Origin of the sequence: Streptomyces sp. NPDC003300 (assembly GCF_040610915.1) — a bacterium.
GTDB lineage: Bacteria > Actinomycetota > Actinomycetes > Streptomycetales > Streptomycetaceae > Actinacidiphila.
In genome coordinates this window covers 1-20465 of sequence record NZ_JBEXNE010000045.1, presented here as the reverse complement: position 1 = coordinate 20465, position 20465 = coordinate 1, and the positions used below count along the sequence as shown (strand labels likewise).

17 protein-coding genes are annotated in these 20465 nt (G+C 70.9%); 15 read left to right on the top strand and 2 right to left on the bottom strand.

Features of this window, described 5'->3' with window-relative positions; translation table 11 throughout:
- The first annotated feature begins 133 nt into the window (after positions 1-133).
- The 9 genes from ABZX65_RS35155 (at position 134) to ABZX65_RS35115 (ending at position 8923) form a co-directional block, all read left to right on the top strand.
- A complete protein-coding gene (locus ABZX65_RS35155) occupies positions 134-439 on the top strand; it encodes an urease subunit gamma (protein WP_355349727.1) in 306 nt (101 codons plus the stop codon).
- Positions 436-1281 (top strand): cobalamin biosynthesis protein CbiX, encoded by an 846-nt coding sequence (locus tag ABZX65_RS35150; protein WP_355349724.1) that lies wholly within the window; start codon positions 436-438, stop codon positions 1279-1281. The genes ABZX65_RS35155 and ABZX65_RS35150 overlap by 4 nt, the downstream gene beginning before the upstream one ends.
- Before the next feature lie 43 nt (positions 1282-1324).
- Positions 1325-1792 (top strand): urease subunit beta, encoded by a 468-nt coding sequence (locus ABZX65_RS35145; protein WP_355349721.1) that lies wholly within the window; start codon positions 1325-1327, stop codon positions 1790-1792.
- Positions 1792-3516 carry an urease subunit alpha gene (ureC, locus tag ABZX65_RS35140; protein ID WP_355349718.1) on the top strand — a complete coding sequence of 575 codons (1725 nt, stop codon included), beginning with the start codon at positions 1792-1794 and terminating at the stop codon, positions 3514-3516. The genes ABZX65_RS35145 and ureC overlap by 1 nt, the downstream gene beginning before the upstream one ends.
- Before the next feature lie 92 nt (positions 3517-3608).
- Complete coding sequence (locus ABZX65_RS35135; RefSeq protein ID WP_355349766.1) at positions 3609-4307, top strand: urease accessory UreF family protein; 699 nt, start codon at positions 3609-3611, stop codon at positions 4305-4307.
- An 80-nt stretch (positions 4308-4387) separates the two neighbouring features.
- Positions 4388-5017, top strand: a complete 630-nt coding sequence (gene ureG / locus ABZX65_RS35130) for an urease accessory protein UreG (protein WP_355349715.1) — start codon at positions 4388-4390, stop codon at positions 5015-5017.
- Positions 5014-6078, top strand: coding sequence for an urease accessory protein UreD (locus tag ABZX65_RS35125; RefSeq protein WP_355349712.1), 1065 nt, complete (start codon positions 5014-5016; stop codon positions 6076-6078). Before ureG ends, ABZX65_RS35125 begins: the two co-directional genes overlap by 4 nt.
- A 78-nt stretch (positions 6079-6156) precedes the next feature.
- Complete coding sequence (locus ABZX65_RS35120; protein ID WP_355349709.1) at positions 6157-7512, top strand: ammonium transporter; 1356 nt, start codon at positions 6157-6159, stop codon at positions 7510-7512.
- Positions 7513-7591: 79 nt separating this feature from the next.
- Positions 7592-8923: an ammonium transporter gene (locus ABZX65_RS35115; protein WP_355349706.1), complete on the top strand. Its 1332-nt coding sequence runs from the start codon at positions 7592-7594 to the stop codon at positions 8921-8923.
- Between the two features lie 138 nt (positions 8924-9061).
- Here the strand turns inward: ABZX65_RS35115 and ABZX65_RS35110 are convergent, their stop codons facing one another.
- Entirely contained in the window at positions 9062-9268 is a 207-nt protein-coding gene (locus ABZX65_RS35110) for a cold-shock protein (protein WP_188280047.1), read from the bottom strand.
- Between the two features lie 307 nt (positions 9269-9575).
- Between ABZX65_RS35110 and ABZX65_RS35105 the strand changes: the two genes are divergently transcribed.
- Positions 9576-11897, top strand: coding sequence for an FUSC family protein (locus tag ABZX65_RS35105; protein ID WP_355349701.1), 2322 nt, complete (start codon positions 9576-9578; stop codon positions 11895-11897).
- An 85-nt stretch (positions 11898-11982) separates the two neighbouring features.
- Here ABZX65_RS35105 and ABZX65_RS35100 read toward each other — a convergent pair whose 3' ends face one another.
- Positions 11983-13803 carry an arabinofuranosidase catalytic domain-containing protein gene (locus ABZX65_RS35100; protein WP_355349698.1) on the bottom strand — a complete coding sequence of 607 codons (1821 nt, stop codon included), beginning with the start codon at positions 13801-13803 and terminating at the stop codon, positions 11983-11985.
- A gap of 347 nt (positions 13804-14150) precedes the next feature.
- On the opposite strand from ABZX65_RS35100, the gene ABZX65_RS35095 reads away from it, so the two are divergent.
- The 5 genes from ABZX65_RS35095 (at position 14151) to ABZX65_RS35075 (ending at position 20297) form a co-directional block, all read left to right on the top strand.
- Positions 14151-15194 (top strand): LacI family DNA-binding transcriptional regulator, encoded by a 1044-nt coding sequence (locus tag ABZX65_RS35095; RefSeq protein ID WP_355349695.1) that lies wholly within the window; start codon positions 14151-14153, stop codon positions 15192-15194.
- Between the two features lie 311 nt (positions 15195-15505).
- Entirely contained in the window at positions 15506-16786 is a 1281-nt protein-coding gene (locus ABZX65_RS35090) for an ABC transporter substrate-binding protein (protein ID WP_355349692.1), read from the top strand.
- A gap of 5 nt (positions 16787-16791) precedes the next feature.
- Entirely contained in the window at positions 16792-17709 is a 918-nt protein-coding gene (locus ABZX65_RS35085; RefSeq protein ID WP_355349689.1) for a sugar ABC transporter permease, read from the top strand.
- A complete protein-coding gene (locus ABZX65_RS35080) occupies positions 17699-18634 on the top strand; it encodes a carbohydrate ABC transporter permease (RefSeq protein ID WP_355349686.1) in 936 nt (311 codons plus the stop codon). The genes ABZX65_RS35085 and ABZX65_RS35080 overlap by 11 nt, the downstream gene beginning before the upstream one ends.
- 154 nt (positions 18635-18788) lie before the next feature.
- The gene (locus tag ABZX65_RS35075) at positions 18789-20297 is read left to right on the top strand and encodes an alpha-N-arabinofuranosidase (protein WP_355349683.1); all 1509 of its coding nucleotides are present in this window, start codon (positions 18789-18791) and stop codon (positions 20295-20297) included.
- The last annotated feature ends 168 nt before the right edge of the window (positions 20298-20465 follow it).

The window sequence follows — 20465 nt, the reverse complement described above, 5'->3', positions numbered from 1 at the left end:
TGTGACCGCCCGTATGCGACCGCCCGTATGTGATCACCCTCGGGCGGCCTCCCGCCCCCTGTCCGTACCCCTGAAGCCGAAGAGCCCAACCGAAGAGCCGAAGAGCCCAAGAGCCCAAGAAGAGAGTGAACGGATGAACCTCGCCCCTCGCGAAGTCGACAAGCTCCTCATCTACGTGGTGGCCGATCTGGCCCGCAAGCGCCGTGACCGCGGTGTGAAGCTGAACTACAGCGAGGCATGCGCGCTGATCAGCGAGGCCATCCTGGAGGCCGCGCGCGACGGGCGCTCCGTCGCGGAGTGCATGGAGCTGGGCAAGCAGGTCGTCGCCGCCGGTGACGTGATGCCGGGCGTACGCGACATGCTGCCGCTGCTCCAGGTGGAGGCCGGATTCGTCGACGGCACCAAGCTGGTGTCCTGTCACGACCCGGTCGGGGCATGACGGCGCCGAGCCCCGTCACTGTGCGCACCCCGGCCGCCGCCGCGAGCGTGGTGCTCGTCGGCGGGCACGAGAGCGCCGCCGCCCGCGACCTCGCGCCGTGGGCCGGGAGCGGCGCCGGGGACACGTACACCGTGGTCCCGGCAGGCGCGCCCCTCACCCAGGCGGTCGCCCGCCTGCTCGCCGAGCGTGACGCACCGGTCTGCGTGATCCCGATGACGCTGGGCCGCGACCGCGCGCTGGTCGCCGAGGCGGCGCGGTCGCTGCGCTGGGCGCAGGAGGGCGGCGGCAGCGGACGTACGGTGCTGAGCGCGCCCTTCGGCACCCAGGACCACCTGGTCGGCTGGCTGCGCGCCGCCGCGGGCCGGGGCGCGGGGGACGCTACCGCCGTCCTGGTCACCGCGCCCGCCGCCGACCCGTTCGCCGACGCCGAGCTGTTCCGGGTGGCCCGGCTGGTGCGCCAGTACGGCGGCCACCGCTGGGTCGAGGTCGCCTTCACCGACGGCGACCCCGATGTGCCGCAGGGCGTGGAGCGCTGCCGGCGGCTCGGCGCCGAGGACGTGCTGCTGCTGTCGGCCGGGTTCGGGCCGCCCGCCACGTCGTCCCCGCCGGTCGCGGGCGCGGTCGACGGCGGCCCGCTGCTGAGCCGGGCGGCCGTCGAGGGGGTCGTCGCGGCCCGCCGCACCGAGGCCCTGCACCGGCTGGCGCACGGCGACGACGGCGTCGCCGCGGGCCTGGACGCCGAACACGGCCACGGCTTCGCCCACACGCACGCGGACACCTCCGCACCATCCGCACCGGGCGCGCACACCCACAGCCACCCGCACCCCCATCTCCCGCACTGAACCGACCGGTTGCCGCCGTTCCCGCGAGAAAGAGAGACCAGCCATGCCGAATTACTTGTACGGCGATGATCCCGTCGAGATCAACGCCGGCCGCGCCACGGCCACGGTCACCGTGTCGAACACCGGTGACCGCGGGGTCCAGGTCGGCTCGCACTACCACTTCTTCGAGGCCAACCGGGCCCTGGAGTTCGACCGCGAGGCCGCGTACGGAATGCACCTGGACATCCCCGCGGGCACCTCGGTGCGCTTCGAGCCCGGCGACTCACGGGAGGTGACGCTGACCGAATTCGGCGGCCACCGGCGGCTGGTCGGCTTCAGCGGCCTCGTCAACGGCGGCCTGAACTCGGCCACCACCCGGATCGCCGCCGAAGCCCGCGCCGTCGCCCTGGGGTTCAAGGGCGCGACGGGGGACACCGCCGGCGGCGCGGGCAAGAGCGCCGCCGCCGACGGCGCCGCGAAGAACGACAAGGGCGCGAAGAGCGCGAAGAACAAGACGAAGGGTGACCGGTGATGGCGACGCTCCCGCGCAAGCAGTACACGGACCTGTACGGCCCGACCGTCGGCGACCGCTTCCACCTCGCCGACACCAACCTCGTCGTCGAGGTCGAGAAGGACTTCAACGAGGGCCTCTACGGCGACGAGGCCGTCTACGGCGGCGGCAAGAGCATCCGTGACGGCATGGCCCAGGACCCGCAGGCCACCGCCGCCCAGGGCGCGTTGGACCTGGTCATCACCAACGTGGTCGTGCTGGACCCGGTGCTGGGCGTGGTCAAGGGCGACATCGGCGTCAAGGACGGCTTCATCGCGGCGGTCGGCAAGTCCGGCAACCCGCACACCCAGAACGGCGTCCACCCCCTGCTGACCATCGGTCCCGGCACCGAGGTCATCTCCGGCGAGCACCTGATCGCGACGGCCGGCGGCATCGACACGCACATCCACTTCGTCTCCCCGCAGCAGGCCGAGGCGGCGCTGAGCAACGGGATCACCACGCTGGTGGGCGGCGGCACCGGACCCACCGACGGCACCAACGGCACGACCTGCACGCCGGGCCCGTGGAACATCGGCCGGATGTACCAGGCGGCCGAGGATCTGCCGGTCAACATCGGGCTGTTGGGCAAGGGCAACGGCTCGCAGCCCGACGCGCTGGTCGAGCAGGTCGAGGCCGGGGTGTGCGGTCTGAAGGTGCACGAGGACTGGGGCACCACCCCGGCCGTGATCGACACCGCGCTACGGGTCGCCGACGAGTACGACGTGCAAGTGGCCATCCACACCGACTCGTTCAACGAGTCCGGGTTCTTCGAGGACACCCTGTCCGCGATCGACGGCCGTACGATCCACACCTTCCACACCGAGGGCGCCGGCGGCGGGCACGCCCCGGACATCATGCGGATCGCCGGTGAGCCCAACGTCCTGCCGTCGTCCACCAACCCGACCCTGCCGTACACGGTGAACTCGGTGGACGAGCTGCTGGACATGGTGATGGTCTGCCATCACCTCAGCCACGACATCCCCGAGGACGTGTCCGTCGCCGACTCGCGGGTCAGGGCGGAGACGATCGCGGCCGAGACGGTGCTGCACGACGAGGGCGTCATCTCCATCTTCTCCTCCGACTCCCAGGCCATGGGCCGGGTCGGCGAGTCCTTCACCCGCGCCTTCCAGACCGCCCATCACTGCAAGGACCAGCGCGGCAAGCTCGACGGCGACAGCGAGCGCAACGACAACCTGCGCGTGCTGCGCTACCTCGCGAAGATGACGATCAACCCGGCCATCGCGGCGGGCATGGCCGAGCACATCGGGTCGCTGGAGGCGGGCAAGCTCGCGGACATCGTGCTGTGGCCGATCAACGCCTTCGCGGCCAAGCCGAAGATGGTCATCAAGGGCGGCCTGGTCAACTGGGCGCAGATGGGGGACCCCAACTCCTCGCTGCCCACCCCGCAACCGGTCTACTACCGGCCGATGTTCGGCGCGAAGGGCCGCGCCAAGCAGGCCACCCGGGTCTCGTTCATGTCCCAGGCGGGCATCGCGGGCGGTGTCCCGGAGCGGCTCGGCCTGGAGAGCAGGATTCTGCCGGTACGGCACTGCCGCTCGGTGGGCAAGCAGCACATGGTCCGCAACAACTCCCTGCCGAAGATCACCGTCGACCCCGAGACGTACAAGGTGACGCTGGACGGAGTCCCCACGACCATCGACCCCGCCCGCGAACTGCCGCTCACCCAACTGTTCTTCCTGGCATGACGACTTCGAACGGCGCGCACGCCTCGAACGGCGCGTACGCCTCGAACGACGCGCACGCTCCGGCCGCCCCGCACGCTCCGGCCGACTCCGTCATGGGGCGGCCGGGGCGGCTGGGGGCGCTGCTGGTCAGCCTCCAGCTGACCGACTCGGCCTTCCCCAGCGGCTTCTACACCCTCTCGCACAGCCTGGAGGGCTTCGCCCAGGCCAAGGCCGTGACGGCGGCCGACGTGCCGGGGCTGCTCGCCGATCTGCTGCGCCACGGGATCGGTCCCTGCGACGCCACCGCCCTGGTGCTCACGCACCGGGCAGTGTGCGCGGGGGACTGGGACCTGGTCGCGCGGGTCGACCAGCGGTTGCACGCGGCCAAGCTCAACCGCGAGACGCGGGTGGCCTCCACCCGCGTCGGGCGCCAACTCCTCGACATCGCGGGCACCGTGATCGGCGGACCCGTCCTGGAGCGCTACGCGGCGCTCGTGGCGGGCGGCGGGGCGCCGGGGGCGCAGGCGGCGGTCGCGGGCGCCGTGTACGCCGCCGCCGGGGTGGACGCGGAACAGGCGGTGACCGGGGACCTGTTCGCGCTCGCGGTCAGCTTCGTCGGCGCGGCGCTCCGGCTGCGCCTGACCGACCACGTACGGGCCCAGGTCGTCCTGCGGGCGACGGCGCCGGTGATCGAGGAGGTCGTCGGGCAGGCCCTCACCGCGGAGTTGGCCGACCTCGGGGGCTGCGTACCGATGGCCGACGTCATGTCGGGCCGCCACGAACGCGCGCAGGCCCGGCTGTTCATGACCTGACGATCCGTCATGTCCTGACTCCGGCCGCACGGCCGGACCCCACCACGACACACACATTCAGCGACGGAAGGCAGCACCCCATGCACAACGAACGCCACGTCCTGCGCGTCGGCATCGCGGGCCCGGTGGGATCGGGCAAGACGGCGCTGATCGAGGCGCTGGTGCCGATCCTCACCAGCCGCGGGCACCGGCCCGCCGTCGTCACCAACGACATCTACACCCAGGAGGACGCCCAGCACGTCCGGCGGACCCTGGAAGGCGTGCTCGACCCCGAGCGGGTGGTGGGCGTGGAGACCGGAGCGTGCCCCCACACGGCGGTGCGCGACGACCCGACGATGAACCTGGCGGCGGGCGCGGAACTGCTGGACCGTTTCCCCGACGTGGACACGCTGCTCTTCGAGTCCGGCGGCGACAACCTCACCCTCACCTTCAGCCCGGTCCTGGTCGACCTCTTCCTGTTCGTGCTGGACACCGCCGAGGGGGAGAAGATGCCCCGCAAGCGCGGTCCCGGCATCACCGAGTCGGACCTGCTGGTCATCAACAAGATCGACATCGCCCAGTACGTGCGGTGCGACCTGTCGGTGATGGAGGCCGACGCGCACCGGGTACGCGACGGCGCGCCGGTCATCCTCACCAACTGCCTGAGCGGGCAGGGTCTTGAGGAGATCGCCACCTTCCTGGAGACGTACCGCAAGGTCGCCGCCGTATGAGCCTCACCGGCGCCGCTCGTGCCCGGGCGCCGCGGCAAGCGCCGTCGCCGGCCGTACTAGTGGCCGAACCGGACGGCCCCGAGCACCCGGTGCGTACGAGGGGCTCCGACGACCGGGCCGCCGCGCCGTCGGGCCCCGCCCGGCTGGACCCGGCGCACTACGAGCCCGCGCGCGTCCCCCGGGAGGTCCGCCGGCACGCGGCCGTGCCCGACACCCTGCCGGTCGGTCACGCGGGAAAGGTCGGGCTGCTGGAGCTGACCTTCGAGCGCCGCGCCGAACGGACGGAACTGACCGGCCACTTCCAGAAGACCCCGCTCCAGATCATGCGGCCGCTCTACTACGACCCGGCCAGGCCCGACCTGCCCATCACACAGGTGATGTCGACCGGCGGCGGCATCCTGCAAGGCGACCGGCTCCGTATCGACGTCACCTGCGGACCGGGCGCGGCCACCCACCTCACCACGCAGACGGCCACCAGGGTCCACCGCATGGAGTTCGACTACGCGACCCAGCAGGTCGCCGTCGACGCCGGAGCCGACTCCTACGTCGAGTACCTGCCGGACCCGACGATCCCCTACGCCGGGGCCCGTTACTACCAGCGCACCACCGTCACCGCCGACGCCACCGCGACCGTCCTGGCCGCCGAGACGCTCTACGCGGGCCGCCTGGCGCGCGACGAGCGCCACGCCTACGAGGTCTTCGCCTCCGACGTCGAGATCCGGCGCCCCGACGGCGCGCTCCTCGCCGTGGACGCCATGCGGCTCGAACCGGGCGCTGCCCCGGTGACCGGCCTGGCCGTCCTCGGCGGCCACGACATCGTGTCCACCTTCTACGTCGTCACCGCGCGCGCACCGGCCGCGGCCGTCGCCGACACCCTGCACGAGGCCCTCGCCGACAGCCCGGCGCTCTTCGGCGTGAGCGTGCTGCCCGGCGACAGCGGGGCCTGGCTGCGGCTGCTCACCGACGACCCGCGGACCGCCGCGAGCGCGCTGCGTCTCGCGTGGGACGCCGTACGCAGGCTGCTGATCGGCGTACCCGCGCCCGCGATGCGCAAGCCCTGACCCCCGCACGCCCGCCGACGACGACAACGGCGCCGACCTCGACCGACCGCCGTACGTTCACAGGAGTTCCCCTTGCTCATGGCCGCCACCGCCAACACGGGCGACACCGCCTGGCTCCTGGCGAGCACCGCGATGGTGCTGCTGATGACACCCGGCCTGGCCTTCTTCTACGGCGGCATGGTCCGCACCCAGCACGTGCTGGTGATGCTCAAGATGAGCTTCGTCTGCCTGGCCCTGGTGACCGTGCTGTGGCTGGCGGTCGGCTACACCCTCGCCTTCGGCCCCGACCTCGGCGCGGGCCTGCTCGGCAACCTCGACCACGCCTTCCTGCGCGGCGTCACCATGACCGACCTGCACGGCAGCGTCCCCACGCTGCTGTTCTCCTGCTTCCAGATGTCGTTCGCCATCATCACCGTCGCGCTGATCAGCGGTTCCATCGCGGGCCGCGCCACCATGCGCGGCTGGCTGGTCTTCGTGGCCGCCTGGACCCTGCTGGTCTACGTACCGCTGGCGCACTGGGTGTTCGCCCCCGACGGCTGGGTGTCCGCGCATCTGAGGGCGCTGGACTTCGCGGGCGGTCTCGTTGTCGAACTCAACTCCGGCGCGGCGGGCCTGGCCGCGGCCATCGTGCTGCGCAAGCGCAAGGACTTCGAGCGCCAGCCGGTGCGCCCGCACAATCTGCCGCTGGTCGTGATCGGCCTGGCCCTGCTGTGGTTCGGCTGGTTCGGCTTCAACGCGGGATCCGCGCTGCACGTGGCGGGCGCCGCGCCCACCGCCTTCCTCAACACCCAACTCGCCGCCTGCGCGGCCATGATCGGCTGGCCGCTGATCGAGAAGTGGCGGCTGGGCAGCGTGGACATGCTCGGCGTCACCTCCGCGGCCGTCGCGGGCATGGTCGCCATCACGCCGTCCTGCGGTGAGGTGTCGCCGCTGGGCGCGGTGTGCATCGGCTTCGCCGCGGGTGTGGTGTGCGCCTTCGCCATCAACCTCAAGTTCAAGATCGGCGTGGACGACACCCTGGACGTGGTCGGCGTCCACGGCTGGGGCGGCATCGTCGGCACGGTGTCCATCGGCCTGTTCGCCACCTCCGCGATGAGCGGGCGCGAGGGCCTGTTCTACGGCGGCGGTCTCGATCTCCTCTGGCGCCAGATCGTCGCCGTGCTGGCCTGCGGCTCGTTCTCCTTCGTCGTCACCTGGCTCATCGCCCAGGCCGTCAACCGCACGGTCGGCTTCCGTACCGAGGCGGAATACGAGGACGTGCCGGGCCGGGACGAGGAGATCGCGTACGACAACGCGACGCTGGACGAGGTCAGGGCCCGGCTGGACGAGCCGCGCCACCCGGCGCGGGTGGGCGCCCCGGCGGCCCCGGACGACGACATGGCCCGCGTCAACAAGATCCTCGACGTCCTGGAACGACGCGAGCGCGACCGATGACCGCGCCCGCGTACCCCTCCGCAGCCGTACTCGTACCCGAATCAGCGGCCACGCCCGGCCGTCCGTGTGAGGACCTGTCATGAACCAGCACTTCGACTCCGGCAACACCGCCTGGCTGATGATGGCCACGGCCATGGTCCTGCTGATGGCCCCGGGACTCGCCTTCTTCTACGGCGGCATGGTCAGGACCAGTCAGATCATCGCCATGCTCAAGATGTGCTTCGCCTGCGTCGCCGTCGTCACGCTGATCTGGTGGGCGGTCGGCTACTCGCTCGCCTTCGGCCCCGACGCCGAGGGGCTGGGCATGATCGGCACCCTCGACCACGCCTTCCTGCGCGGCATCTCCCTCAACAGCGCGACCGGTGACGTGCCCACCGTGATCCACTCCGTCTTCCACATGAGCTTCGCCATCGTCACCGTGGCCCTGATCAGCGGATCGGTGGCCGGGCGCGCCACGATGCGCGGCTGGACGGCCTTCGTCTGCGTCTGGACGCTGCTGGTGTACGTGCCCATGGCGCACTGGGTGTTCGACAGCGACGGCTGGGTCGCCAAGGAGGTCGGCGCCGTCGACTTCTCCGGCGGCACCGTGGTCGAACTCAGCTCGGGCGCCGCGGGTCTCGCGCTGGCCATCGTCGCGGGCAAGCGCGAGGACTTCGAGCGCCAGCCGATCCGTCCGCACAATCTGCCGCTGGTCGTGATCGGCCTGGCCCTGATGTGGTTCGGCTGGTTCGGCTTCAACGCCGGTTCCTATCTGAACGGGCCCGCCAGCACCACCATGGCGTTCGTGAACACCCAGTTCGCGGCGGGCGCGGCCATGATCGGCTGGGCCGCGACCAGCTACTGGCACAACCGGCGCGTCACCCTGCTCGACATCTCCATGGGCGCGGTCACCGGCCTGGTGTCCATGACGCCGCTGGCCGCCGGGGTCAGCCCGGTATGGGCCACCGTCATCGGCTTCCTCGCCGGGCTGACCTGCGCCTTCGCGGTGAGCTGGAAGTACCGGCTCGGCGTGGACGACACCTTGGACGTCGTCGGCATCCACGGCTGGGGCGGCCTGTTCGGCATGCTGATGGCCGGCCTGGCCGCGACCGGCGCGGTCACCGGCAAGAAGGGCCTGTTCTACGGCGGCTCGTGGGGGCTGCTCGGCGACCAGCTCGTCGCCGTCCTCGTCCTGGGACTGTTCTCCTTCACCATGACCGCCGTCATCGGCAAGGTCGTCGACAAGACCGTCGGGCTGCGCCAGCCCGGCGGCATCGTGGAGCACGAGCAGGCGTACGACACGGACGTCGCCAGCCAACTCCAGGACGTCACCGACACGTTGCGCGGTCCCGCCGCCCCGACGGACGACAACGACCCCAGTCATCTCATCGCCCAACTGCGCACTCTGCTCGCCTCCCACGAGCGGAACTGACCTTCGTACGGACCGCCGCGCGGGGGGCCGGACCCGAGGCATCGCATTGGATGCGTCACAAACGCGGCGGTCGCCCGCAAACGGACGGGTCCGGGCCCGCCATGACGGCGGACCCGGACCCGGAGGACCGTGTACGGCTCAGCCCGCGCGGACGATGTTCTCCGCCTGCGGACCCTTCTGGCCCTGGGTGACGTCGAAGGTGACGGGCTCGCCTTCGGTCAGCTCCCGGTATCCGTTGCCCTGGATGTTGGAGTAGTGGGCGAAGACATCGGGGCCTCCGCCTTCCTGGGCGATGAACCCGAAGCCCTTCTCGGAGTTGAACCACTTCACCGTGCCGTTGGCCATGCGTGTGAGTCCTCTGCGTCTGTGGTCTGCACCGGTCGCGGAACCTGGTGGATCCGCGGCCTGTGGACGCCCGCCTACGGGCACCCGCAGCCGTACGTACCCCATCGCGGCGCGCCGCATGCACGCCGATCGCGCGGATGACCGCGGAGGGCGAACATGCGCCGCGCCGCGGCCGGAAACCGGCCCTCGACCGACCCGTCATCCGGAGCAACACTGACCCGTCCGGGGGTGGGCGGTCGCACCGGCCGGGCACGCTCGTGGGATGCTGGGGCGGGATCCGATCTTGACGAGGGAACGCGGCGGCACGATGAGAACGGCACGGAGGATCCGCCACAGGGTCTGGGACCGCTACTCGGCCTCCGACCCCGGCCTGCTGCGGCTGATGGCGGGACTGCGGACGGTCGGCTCGATCGGTCTCGCCCTGCTGATCCTGTCCCTGCTGCACATCTCCGTGACCCATATGGTCGCGGGCGCCATGGCCGCCATGGTCTCCACCTTCGCCATCCGCGAGAAGCGGGTACGCGACCAGGCCGTCACCCTCGCCCTCGGGCTGCCCACCGCCTTCGCCTCGGTGTCGCTCGGCGCACTGCTCAACCCGCACATCGTCATCGGCGACCTCGCCTTCATCCTGCTGATCTTCGGCGCCGCCTACGCCCGCCGCTTCGGCGAACGCGGCACCGCGCTCGGCATGATCGGCTTCCAGATCTACTTCCTGTCCCTGTTCGTCCACGCCACCGGCGCCGGCCTGCCGTCGCTCTACCTCTCGCTGGCCGTCGCCTTCGGGTGCAGCGCCGTCATGCGCTTCGCGCTCGTCCCCGAGACCCCGGAACGCACCCTGGGTCGGTTGCGCCAGGCGTTCCGGGCCAGAACCGCCCAGCTCGTCGCCACCCAGATCGACCTCCTCGAAGCCGACTCCGACCGGCTGGAGAGCGTCATCGGCGACCTGCGCAAGGACGTCGCCCGGCTGCACGAGGCCGCCCTGATGATCCAGAGCGCGCTGGAGGTGGGCACCGACGACGAGGCCACCGCCGCCCTGCTGCAACGCCGGGTCGCGGACGCCGAGATCGCCGTCGAACGCCTCGGCCTGCTGCTGCTCACCGCCCGCAGCGCCGAACGCGCCGACACCCTGACGCTCCACCTGCCGAACGCGCCGCTGCCCGCACCCGCGCGCCGCACCGACGACGAGGACGACGCGCTGCGCAAGCTGCGCGCCGAGCTGCGGGCGCTGCACCTGCTGGTGACCCGGCTCGGCACCGACGACCCCGGCACCGCCGTCACCCAGGTGCGCAACCGCCTGCTGGCCTACCGCGACGACGAGAATCTGCCGCGCGCCTCGCTCGCCGTCCAGGACGCCTTCCGCGGCATCGGCGAGGCCGCGCGCGCCGTCCTCGGCCTGCGGCTGGCGCTCGACGGGCCGGGCGACGAGTCCGACGACACACCCGAGACGATCCGCTCCCGCGAGGAGTTCGAGGCCGAGGACCTGGCGCTGGCGGGGGAGGGCGAGAGCGAGCAGGACCGTACCGGCCTCAAGCGCCGCACGACCCGCGCCGCCGTCCAGGTCTCCGCGGGGTCCGCGCTGGCCATCCTCGGCGGCGAGTTCCTGTCCACGCAGCGCTGGTACTGGGCGGTCCTGACCTGCTGGGTGGTCTTCCTCAACACCTCCTCGACCGGCGAGATCCTGGTCAAGGGCTACCGGCGGCTGATCGGCACGGTGTGCGGCGTGGTGGCCGGTGTGCTGCTCGCCGGGGTCGTCGGCAACCACACCTGGACGGCGTTCACCCTCGTCCTGGTGCTGATCTTCGCGATGTTCTTCACCGCCCCGGTGTCGTACGCGCTGATGTCGTTCTTCGTCACCGCGATGCTCGGCCTGCTCTACAGCCTGCTGCACACGTACAGCGTCTCGGTGCTCGTACTGCGCATCGAGGAGACCGCGCTCGGCGCCGCCTGCGGGGTCATCGCGGCTGTGCTGATCTTCCCGGTCCACACCGATCTGCGCACCGACGAGCAACTGGTCACCGTCCTGGCCAAGCTCCGCGACGTGGCCACCGCCGCCGTCGCCCAGCTCAGCGGCGGCCCGGCCGTCGACCTGCTGGACCTGGCCCGCGAACTGGACACCGCGCTGGACGACCTGCGCCGCTCCACCCACCCGCTGACCCACCCGATCACCCCGCTGCGGGGCCGCAGGCGCACCGCCCGCTATCTGGTCGCCCTGCTGGAGACCTGCGCCTACCACGCGCGCTCGCTCGCGGCGACCGCCGAACTGGTCCCGTACAGCAAGAGCATCGCCGCCGACCCCCGGCTGACGGCCGTCGGCGTACGCCTGGAGCACAACCTCGACGTGCTCATCGCCCATGTGGAGGAGATCAAGGACGACAAGGGCGGGAAGGGCAGGGCCAAGGACGGTACGACGGCAGCGGACGGGACGGCGCAGGGCGCGATCCGGACCGAGCCCAGCATCGCCTCCATGCTGGAGGGCACCGGCTCCGCCGTACCGCGCTCGGGCTCCGTCACCTTCCGCGTGCTGCGCCACCTCCAGCGGCTGGACGAGGGCGTGGCGGGCCTGGCCCGGCCGCTCGGCGTCACGGTCGAGACGCCGGCCGGCAGGACCGGCAGCCGCCGGGCGGCCTGAATCGGTCGCGCATGAGCCTTGGCAGCCAGGGCCCGGTGGTACGGGGCTCACGCTCCCGCACCACCGGGCCTCGGCGGCGCCGCGGTCAGTTCAGGGCGAACTTCTGCGCGGCCGTGCCGTTGCAGTCGTGGATCCGCAGGCGGGCGCCGTTGGCCGTGGCGCCGTCCGGGGAGTCCAGGCAGCGCCCGGACTGCGGATTGAGCAGCGATCCGTCGGACCGCTGGACCCACACCTGGCCGCCCACCGCGGTGTCGCAGTCGTACAGCTCCACCAACGAGTCCTGCGCGGTGGCGTCGCCCGCGATGTCCAGGCAGCGGCCGAGCGTGGTGAGTCGGTTCGTGGACGTGTGCACCCAGTGCTGGTCGCGGGCGTAGGACTGGCAGTCCCACAACTGCGCCGCGGACAGATTGCCGCCGATGTCGTCGCCCGTGATGTCCAGGCACTTCGCGCCGGGCCCGGCGATCATCGATCCGCCGTTGACGGTGAAGACCTGGGCGGCCGTGCCGTTGCAGTCGTGGATCTGGAGGCGGGTGCCGTTGGCGGTCGCGCCGTCGGTGGCGTCCAGGCAGCGGCCGGACTGCGGGTTGAACAGCGAGCCGTCGGCCCGCTGCACCCACTTCTGCCCGCCGACCCCGTTGCAGTCCCAGAGTTCGACCTGCGTGTTGTTCGCGGTGCCGTTGCCGTTGATGTCCAGGCAGCGGCCCAGGGTCCGCAGCGAACTGTCGGGCTCGTGCACCCAGTGCTGATCTGTGGCGCCGCTCTGGCAGTCCCAGAGCTGGACGGCGGCGCCCTTGCTCGCGACGTCGTCCCCGGTCACGTCCACGCACTTCCCGCCGGGCGCGGCGACCGTCGCGGGAGCGACCCCGGCCGTGTCGCCCGCGTAGCCGGCCGCCACGACGTTCGCCTGTACGGCGTTGTCCGCCGCGTCGGTGGGATAGCCGGAGGTCATGACGCCCTCGAAGAACGACCCGACCGCGCGGTTGCTGTTGTCGCCGCCGGTGCCGAGCACGATGGAGCCCTCCTGCCTCATCGGCGCGTAGCCCGGTGGCAGCGCGCCGTTCCACCAGGTCGTGAGCCCGCCGGACTGCGAATTCCCGCCCTTGAGAGCGAAGGACGTCTGGCCGTTGTTCTTCAGCACGGCCGTGACGAAGGGGCTCGAATTGCCGCCGTTGACGCTGTGGGCGTTGGTGTCCGCCTGGAAGATGCCGTTCTCCAGGTCGGCCTGCACCCACGGACCGTCGCCGGAACAGGGGCTGCACGCGCGGGCCAACGACATGTTGAGCGCGTCCATGTGACCGGCGCCCGTGTCGTTCGGGATCGCCTCGACATTGCCGAAGTCGAAGCAGCAGTCGCGGTTGACATGGGTGCCGCTGGTCACCATGTACATCCCCTCGGCCTGCCCGTTGACGGCGACACCCGAACCGACGGCATGGCGGTACCCGACGCCCGGCGGCACATAAACGCCGTAGACGGAGTGCCCCGCCACCGTGACGTGCAGCGCGTTCGCCAGGGCGCCGACATCGGCGGCCCCGGCGGTGCCCGAACCCTCGATGGTCAGGTCGTTGTGGCGCGGCGACTGGTCGTAGATCTTGGTGATGACGCACACCGCGCCGTTGCAGAAGGCGTTCTGCGCACCGGCGTTCGCGTAGCCGCCGGTCCCGGTCGGCCCGATGTCGAGGGCGGCGTCGTCCCGCACGCGGGTGACCTGGTACAGGCCGCCGTTGTACGAGCCGTACAGCGCCCTGACCGTACTGAAGGCGCCCACGCAGGGGGTGCCCGCGTTGCCGTAGATGTCGCACGGCTGGTTCGCGGCGGCGTGCGCGGGACCGGTGACGCCGACCAGCAGGCCGAGGGTCAGGGTCAAGGTCGCGCCCAGGGCGAGCAGGACGCCGCGTAAGCGCCTCAACAGGTGGCGTGCGGATGGTCGGTGGTCGCGAGCGGTCGTCGTCGAAGCGGTCATCGTCGACCTTTCTCCGTGGGGGGATGGCACGGAACACGGTGAGAGATGCGAACTGCTCATACGATTCAGCGACTTCGAAGCTAGAGGCGTCTCGTAGTGCCCGTCAACCCTCGGAACCTGCGGTCATAAGCCCGGACAATCTTGTCCCGAAGGCTTGACGAGCGGTTCGGCGTGACTTAGCGTCCGAGGCGCTGAATCGTTAGAGCAACCCTTGGCGCACCACATCCGGCCGGTATCTTCCCGACGGTGGTTGCCTGCTTCAGGCGGTGGCTTCTTGCTGAGAGGGGTGCCATATGGCGTCGGCGGACAAGCGCGCCACCGTCACGCTCAAGGACGTCGCGACGGCGGTCGGGATCTCGCAGAGCGCCGCCTCGATGGCGCTGTCGAACCATCCGCGGATCAGCGAGACGACCAAGGAGGCGGTACGGGCCGCCTCGGCCAAGCTCGGCTACGTCCCGAACTCCGCGGGGCGGGCGCTGCGGGCGGGCCGTTCGACCTCCATCGCGGTCGTCGTGCCCAACACCGGTCAGCACGTCTTCGGCCACCCCTACTTCATGCACCTGCTGGTGGGGGTGACCGCGGAGGCCAACACCCGCGACGCCGCGCTCATGGTGTCGACCAACCCCGACGAGACCCACGGCGTCGCGGCGTACGAGCGGGTGCTGCGCTCGCAGGCCGCGTCAGGGGCGATCGTCGCCTCGGCCTCCATCAGCGACCCCAACGTCAACCGCATGGTGGACTCCGCGCTGCCGGTGGTCCTCATCGGGCGGTTCGTCCACCTGCCGCACGCGGTGAGCGTCGGGGTGGACGAGATCGCGGGCGCCGCGGCCATCACCCGCCACCTGGTGGAGGACCACGGGCTGACCCGTATCGCCCACATCAGCGGACCGCTCAACCACCAGACCGCGGTGGACCGTTACGAGGGCTTCCGCACCGCGCTCGCCGATTCGGGACGGCCCTGCACCCACACCCTGGCCGTCGGCGACTTCAGCGAGGAGTCCGGCAGGCTCGCCGCACGGCAGGTGCTGGACAGCATGTCCGACGTCCAGGCGATCTTCGCCGCCAATGACGAGATGGCCTACGGCGCGATGCTGGAGATCCGCTCCCGCGGGCTGCGCATACCGCAGGACATCGCGCTCGCCGGATACGACGACTTCGGCGTCTCCCGGCTCACCACGCCGGGGATCACCACCGTCCACGTCCCCGCCGAATCGCTCGGCCAGAAGGCCGCGGCCATCCTCTTCGACCTGGTGGACGGGACCGCACCCGACCCGGTCCACACCGTGCTGCCGTTCGACCTCGTGATCCGGGAGTCCTGCGGAAGCCACCCCGGCTGAGCGACCGCCCCGCCCCGCCCAGCCACCGGCCACGGCCGAAGGCCAACGCCGTACCCAACACCCCCGCCCGGACGGGCGGGCCGTACCCAACACCCCCGCCCGGACGGGCGGTTCACGCCCAGGACCGGCGGTACGTGGCCGGTGACGGGTGGTTCACACCCGCACGCGGCTGACGCACGCCCGCGGACGGGTGAATGACGCCCGGAGACGGGCGGTGCGCGCCCCCGGACGGGCGGTGCGCAGAAGGAGACAGCCACATCGACCCTCCGACCTCGCAGCGACGGGGCACCGAACGGAATGGAACGATCGGTATGTACGTCAGATTCGGGAGAACGGCCGCGGCACTCGCCGCCGCCACCACGGTCTCACTCCTCCTCGCCGGCTGCGGCGACAACGGCGCGGGCGGCGGTACCTCCGGCGGCGTGGTCAAGCTGACCATGCTCACCGGCTTCACCGGCCCCGACGCCCCCTCGTACCAGGCGCTGATCAAGGAGTTCAACGCCGGCCACCCCAAGATCCAGGTCACGATGACGGCCGAACCCTGGGCCACCATCGGTCAGAAGCTGCCCGCCTCCTGGGCCACCGGCCAGGGCCCCGACCTGGCGACCCCCAGCTCCGACCCGGGCGCGATCTTCACCTACATCAAGACCAACTCGGTGCTGCCGCTCGACCCCGCGGTCGGCGCCGGCACCGGACAGATCGACTCCGCGGCCTTCCCGGCCGCCGTGAAGTCCGCCTTCACCGTCGACGGCAAGCTCTACGCGGTACCCGCCAACATGGCCACGCTCGTGCTCTATTACAACAAGGCGATGTTCGCCGCCGCGGGCATCAGCCGGCCGCCCGCCACCGAGGACGAGTTCATCGCCGACGCCAAGAAGCTCACCAAGGGATCGGGCGGCAAGCCCAGTCAGTACGGCCTCTCGCTCGCCGACAACAACACGATCCAGATGTGGCCGATCCTCCAGTGGATGAGCGGCGGCGACATCGTCGGCCCCGACAACTGCGCCGTCGTCAACAGCCCCGCCAGCGTCCAGGCGCTGACCCGCTGGAGCCGTCTGGTCAGCCAGGACCACATCAGCCCGGTCGGCCAGGCGGGCGCGGACGCCGACACGCTGTTCTCCGCCAAGAAGGCCGCGATGGAGATCAACGGCCCGTGGGCCGCCGCGGGCTTCACGTCCGCGGGCGTCGACCTCGGCATCGCCCAGGTCCCGGTCGGCTCCGCGGGCCCGGTGACACTGGCCTCGACGGTCCCGCTGATGATCGCCCGCACCTCCAAGCACCAGGCCGAGGCCAAGGAATTCCTCGCCTGGTACACCGGCAAGGCCGCCCAGACGCAGTTCTCGAAGGTCTCCGGCTTCCCGCCCGCCCGCACCGACCTCGGCGGCGCCGTCAACGGCGATCCCACCGTCGCGCAGTTCGCCGCCGCGCTGCCGCACGCCAAGCTCTACCTCGCTGGCCAGCCGAACTCGACCCGCATCGACAGCGACGTCTACGTCCCGCTGATCCAGAAGATCGAACGCGGCGCCGACGTCCAGTCCGCCGCCGACTCGGCCGCCAAGGCGATCAATTCGCTCACCGGCTGCAAGAAGTAGCCCTCATGTCGAGCACACCCTTCCCCTCCGCCGGGAAGCCCGCACCCGTACGGCGGCGCAGGCCCCGTATCAACAGCGCCTATCTGTTCATCCTGCCGAGCGTCCTGCTCATTGGGGTGTTCATCGCGGAGCCGATCGTCCAGTCCGGCTGGATGAGCCTGCACGACTGGACCGTCGGCGAGGCCCACCACAAATTCGTGGGTCTCGACAACTACACGGCGCTCTACCACGATTCGCGGTTCTGGAACGCGCTGCGCGTCACGGTGATCTACACCGCCGCCGTCTCCGTCGGACAAGTGCTGATCGCGCTGGCCATCGCCTCCCGGCTGCGCAGGACGACCTGGTATTCGGCGCTGCTGCGCACCGCGTATTTCTTCCCTTTCATCGCCTCGCTCGTGGTGAGCGGCATCGTCTGGAAATTCCTGCTCGACCCGCAGGTCGGCCTGGTCGACGCCTGGCTCTCCGGAATCGGCGTCACGCCTCCCGAATGGCTGCAATCCACCTCGCTGGCGCTGCCCACCGTCATTGTCGTGGGCATCTGGAAGAACGTCGGATTCACCATGATCGTGCTGCTCGCCGGTATGCAGCAGATCCCGCCCGACCTGTACGAGGCGGCGGCGCTCGACGGCGCGGGCGCGTGGCAGCGATTCCGCCATGTGACCCTGCCCGCGCTGCGCCCGGCACTGCTGTTCACCACGCTGATCGCCACGGTCACCGGGCTGCAACTGTTCGACCTGGTCTTTTCCATGACCAGCGGCGGCCCGATCTTCCACACGGAATCCGTCGTGATGTACCTGTACCAGAAGGGTTTCGTGGAATTCCAGATGGGCTACGCCAGCGCCGTCGCCTGGATTCTCTTCGTGATCATCCTGGCGATCTCCGCACTCCAACTGCGTCTGTCGAGGTTCCGCGATGCCGACTGACACACTCCGGCCGCGCCCCGCCAAGGGCGGCGCGAGCCCGTACGGGAACGGCCCCCGGCCGACCGGGCCGGTACGCCTGTGGCCCGCGGCCAAGGTCGCCGTCCGGTACGGCGCCAGGTGCGGCACGGTCCTGTCCTGGGCGGCCGTCACCGTCGGCGCGGTCGCGATGATCATCCCGTTCGTCTGGATGCTCGGCGTCGCCTTCAGGACCAACGCCGACCTGTACGCCGACCCCGCCCGGCTGGTCCCGCGGGACTGGACCCTGCACGGCGTCCGCGCGGTGCTCGGCCAACTCCCGTTCGGCAAGCTCGTGCTCAACACGTTCGTCTTCGCGGGCGGCACGACCGTGCTCCTGCTGCTGTTCGACTCGATGACCGCGTTCGCGCTGGCCAGGCTGCGCTTCCGCGGTAAGAACGTGGTGTTCCTGCTGATCCTGGCCACGCTGATGGTGCCTTTCCAGGTCACCCTCGTGCCGGTCTTCCTGACGCTGTTCCACCTCGGCTGGCTCAATTCGTACCAGGGCCTGATCATTCCCCGCGCGACCAGCGCGCTGGGCATCTTCCTGCTCCGCCAGTTCTTCATGCAGTTGCCGCGCGAACTGGACGACGCGGCCAGGATCGACGGGGCCAACGACTTCACGGTCTACTGGCGGATCATCCTGCCCAACGCCAAACCGGCCCTCGCCTCGCTGTTCATCATCCAGTTCGCCGCGCTGTGGAACGACTTCCTGTGGCCGCTGGTCGTGACGAACAACGTCGACATGCAGACGCTGCCCGCGGCCCTGACGCTGTTCTCCAGTCAGTCGGGTGTGGACCACGCCGCGCTCATGGCGGGCGCCGCGATCTCCCTGAGTCCCCTGGCCATCGCCTTCCTCGTCCTCCAGCGCTTCTTCGTGCAGGGCGTCGCGACCACGGGAATCAAATAGCGCCGCCCGGCCGATTCCCCGCCGCCTTTCCGCGCCCGCGGCCGACCCGCCATCCCCCCGCCATCCCCCCCGCCACGCCGTACTGCTCCTTCCGCCCGCCCTATTTCCGCCATGCCCATTTCGCTGAGACATCACAGAGAAACCGGAGACCGGAGTGCTCACCTGCACCGCGACCATCGACCCCGCCTTCGTCATCGCCCCGGTTCCGCCGCGCCTGTTCGGCTCCTTCGTCGAACACATGGGCCGCTGCGTCTACGGAGGCATATACGAACCCGGCCACCCCGAGTCGGACGCCGACGGCCTGCGGCTCGACGTCATCAAGCTCACCCGTGAACTCGGCGTGAGCGCCGTCCGCTACCCCGGCGGCAACTTCGTGTCCGGCTACCGCTGGGAGGACGGCGTCGGCCCCCGCGACGAGCGCCAGGTCGCCCTCGACCTGGCCTGGCGCTCGCTCGAACCCAACACCTTCGGGCTCAACGAGTTCATGGCCTGGGCCAGACAGACCGACGTCGAACCGATCATGGCCGTCAACCTCGGCACCCGCGGCGTCGAGGACGCCTGCAATCTGCTCGAATACGCCAACTTCCCCGGCGGCACCCGCTACTCCGACCTGCGCATCGCCCACGGCGTCCGCGAACCGCACCGCATCAAGACCTGGTGCCTGGGCAACGAGATGGACGGCCCCTGGCAGGTCGGCCAGAAGACCGGCACCGAGTACGGCCGCCTGGCCGCCGAGACCGGGAAGGCCATGCGCCGGATCGACCCGTCCGTCGAGCTCGTCGCCTGCGGCAGCTCCAACGAACGGATGCCGACCTTCGGCTCCTGGGAGGCCGACGTCCTGGACGAGGCGTACGACGTGGTCGACTACATCTCGCTGCACGCGTACTTCGAGCAGCACGGCGACGACCGCGTGGGCTTCCTCGCCTCCGCGCAGGTCATGGACACCTTCATCGAGGCGGTCGTCGCCACCTGCGACCACATCGCCGCCAAGAAGCGCTCCCGCCGCAAGCTCCAGCTCTCCTTCGACGAGTGGAATCTCTGGTACGAGAGCCGGTTCGAGGGTCAGGACAACCTCGAATGGGCCCGGGCGCCCCGGCTGATCGAGGACGAGTACACCGTCGAGGACGCCGTCGTCCTCGGCAACCTCCTGATGAGCCTGCTCCGGCACAGCGACCGGGTGACCATCGCCTGCCTCGCGCAGCTCGTCAACGTCATCGCGCCCATCCGCACCGAACCCGACACCGGGGCCTGGCGGCAGACCATCTTCTACCCCTTCGCCCTCACCGCCCGGCACGCCCGCGGCGAGGTCCTGCGCGTCGAGCCGGACTCACCCGTCCTGCACTCCACGACGCTCGGAGACGTCGCCGCCGTCGACGTCACCGCCACCCGCGACCCCGAGACCGGCGAGACGACGATCTTCGCCGTCAACCGGGACGACACCCAGGCGGCCACCTTGAGGCTGCGGATGGCCGGCGCCGAGCACGACGTGGTCGAACACGTCGTCCTCGGCGGCCAGGACCTGCTCGCCACGAATTCCAGGACGGCACCCGGCCGCGTCGAGCCGCGCTCCAGCACCCGGCACTTCGTGGACGCCAACGGTCTGTCCGCCGAGCTTCCGCCGGTCTCCTGGACGATGATCCGGACGGCGCCGATCACGAGCTGATCCACCGGACTCTCTGCCTCCTGCCCCGCGCCGCCCGTACCCCGGAGCCGTTTCGACCCGTAGGCCGGATATGCCGCGGGGGGGGGGGCGGGCGGGGGGGGCCCGCCCCGCCGCGCCCCCCGGGGGGGGCGCGGGGGCGCGGGCGCGGTGCGCCGGGACGCCGACGCC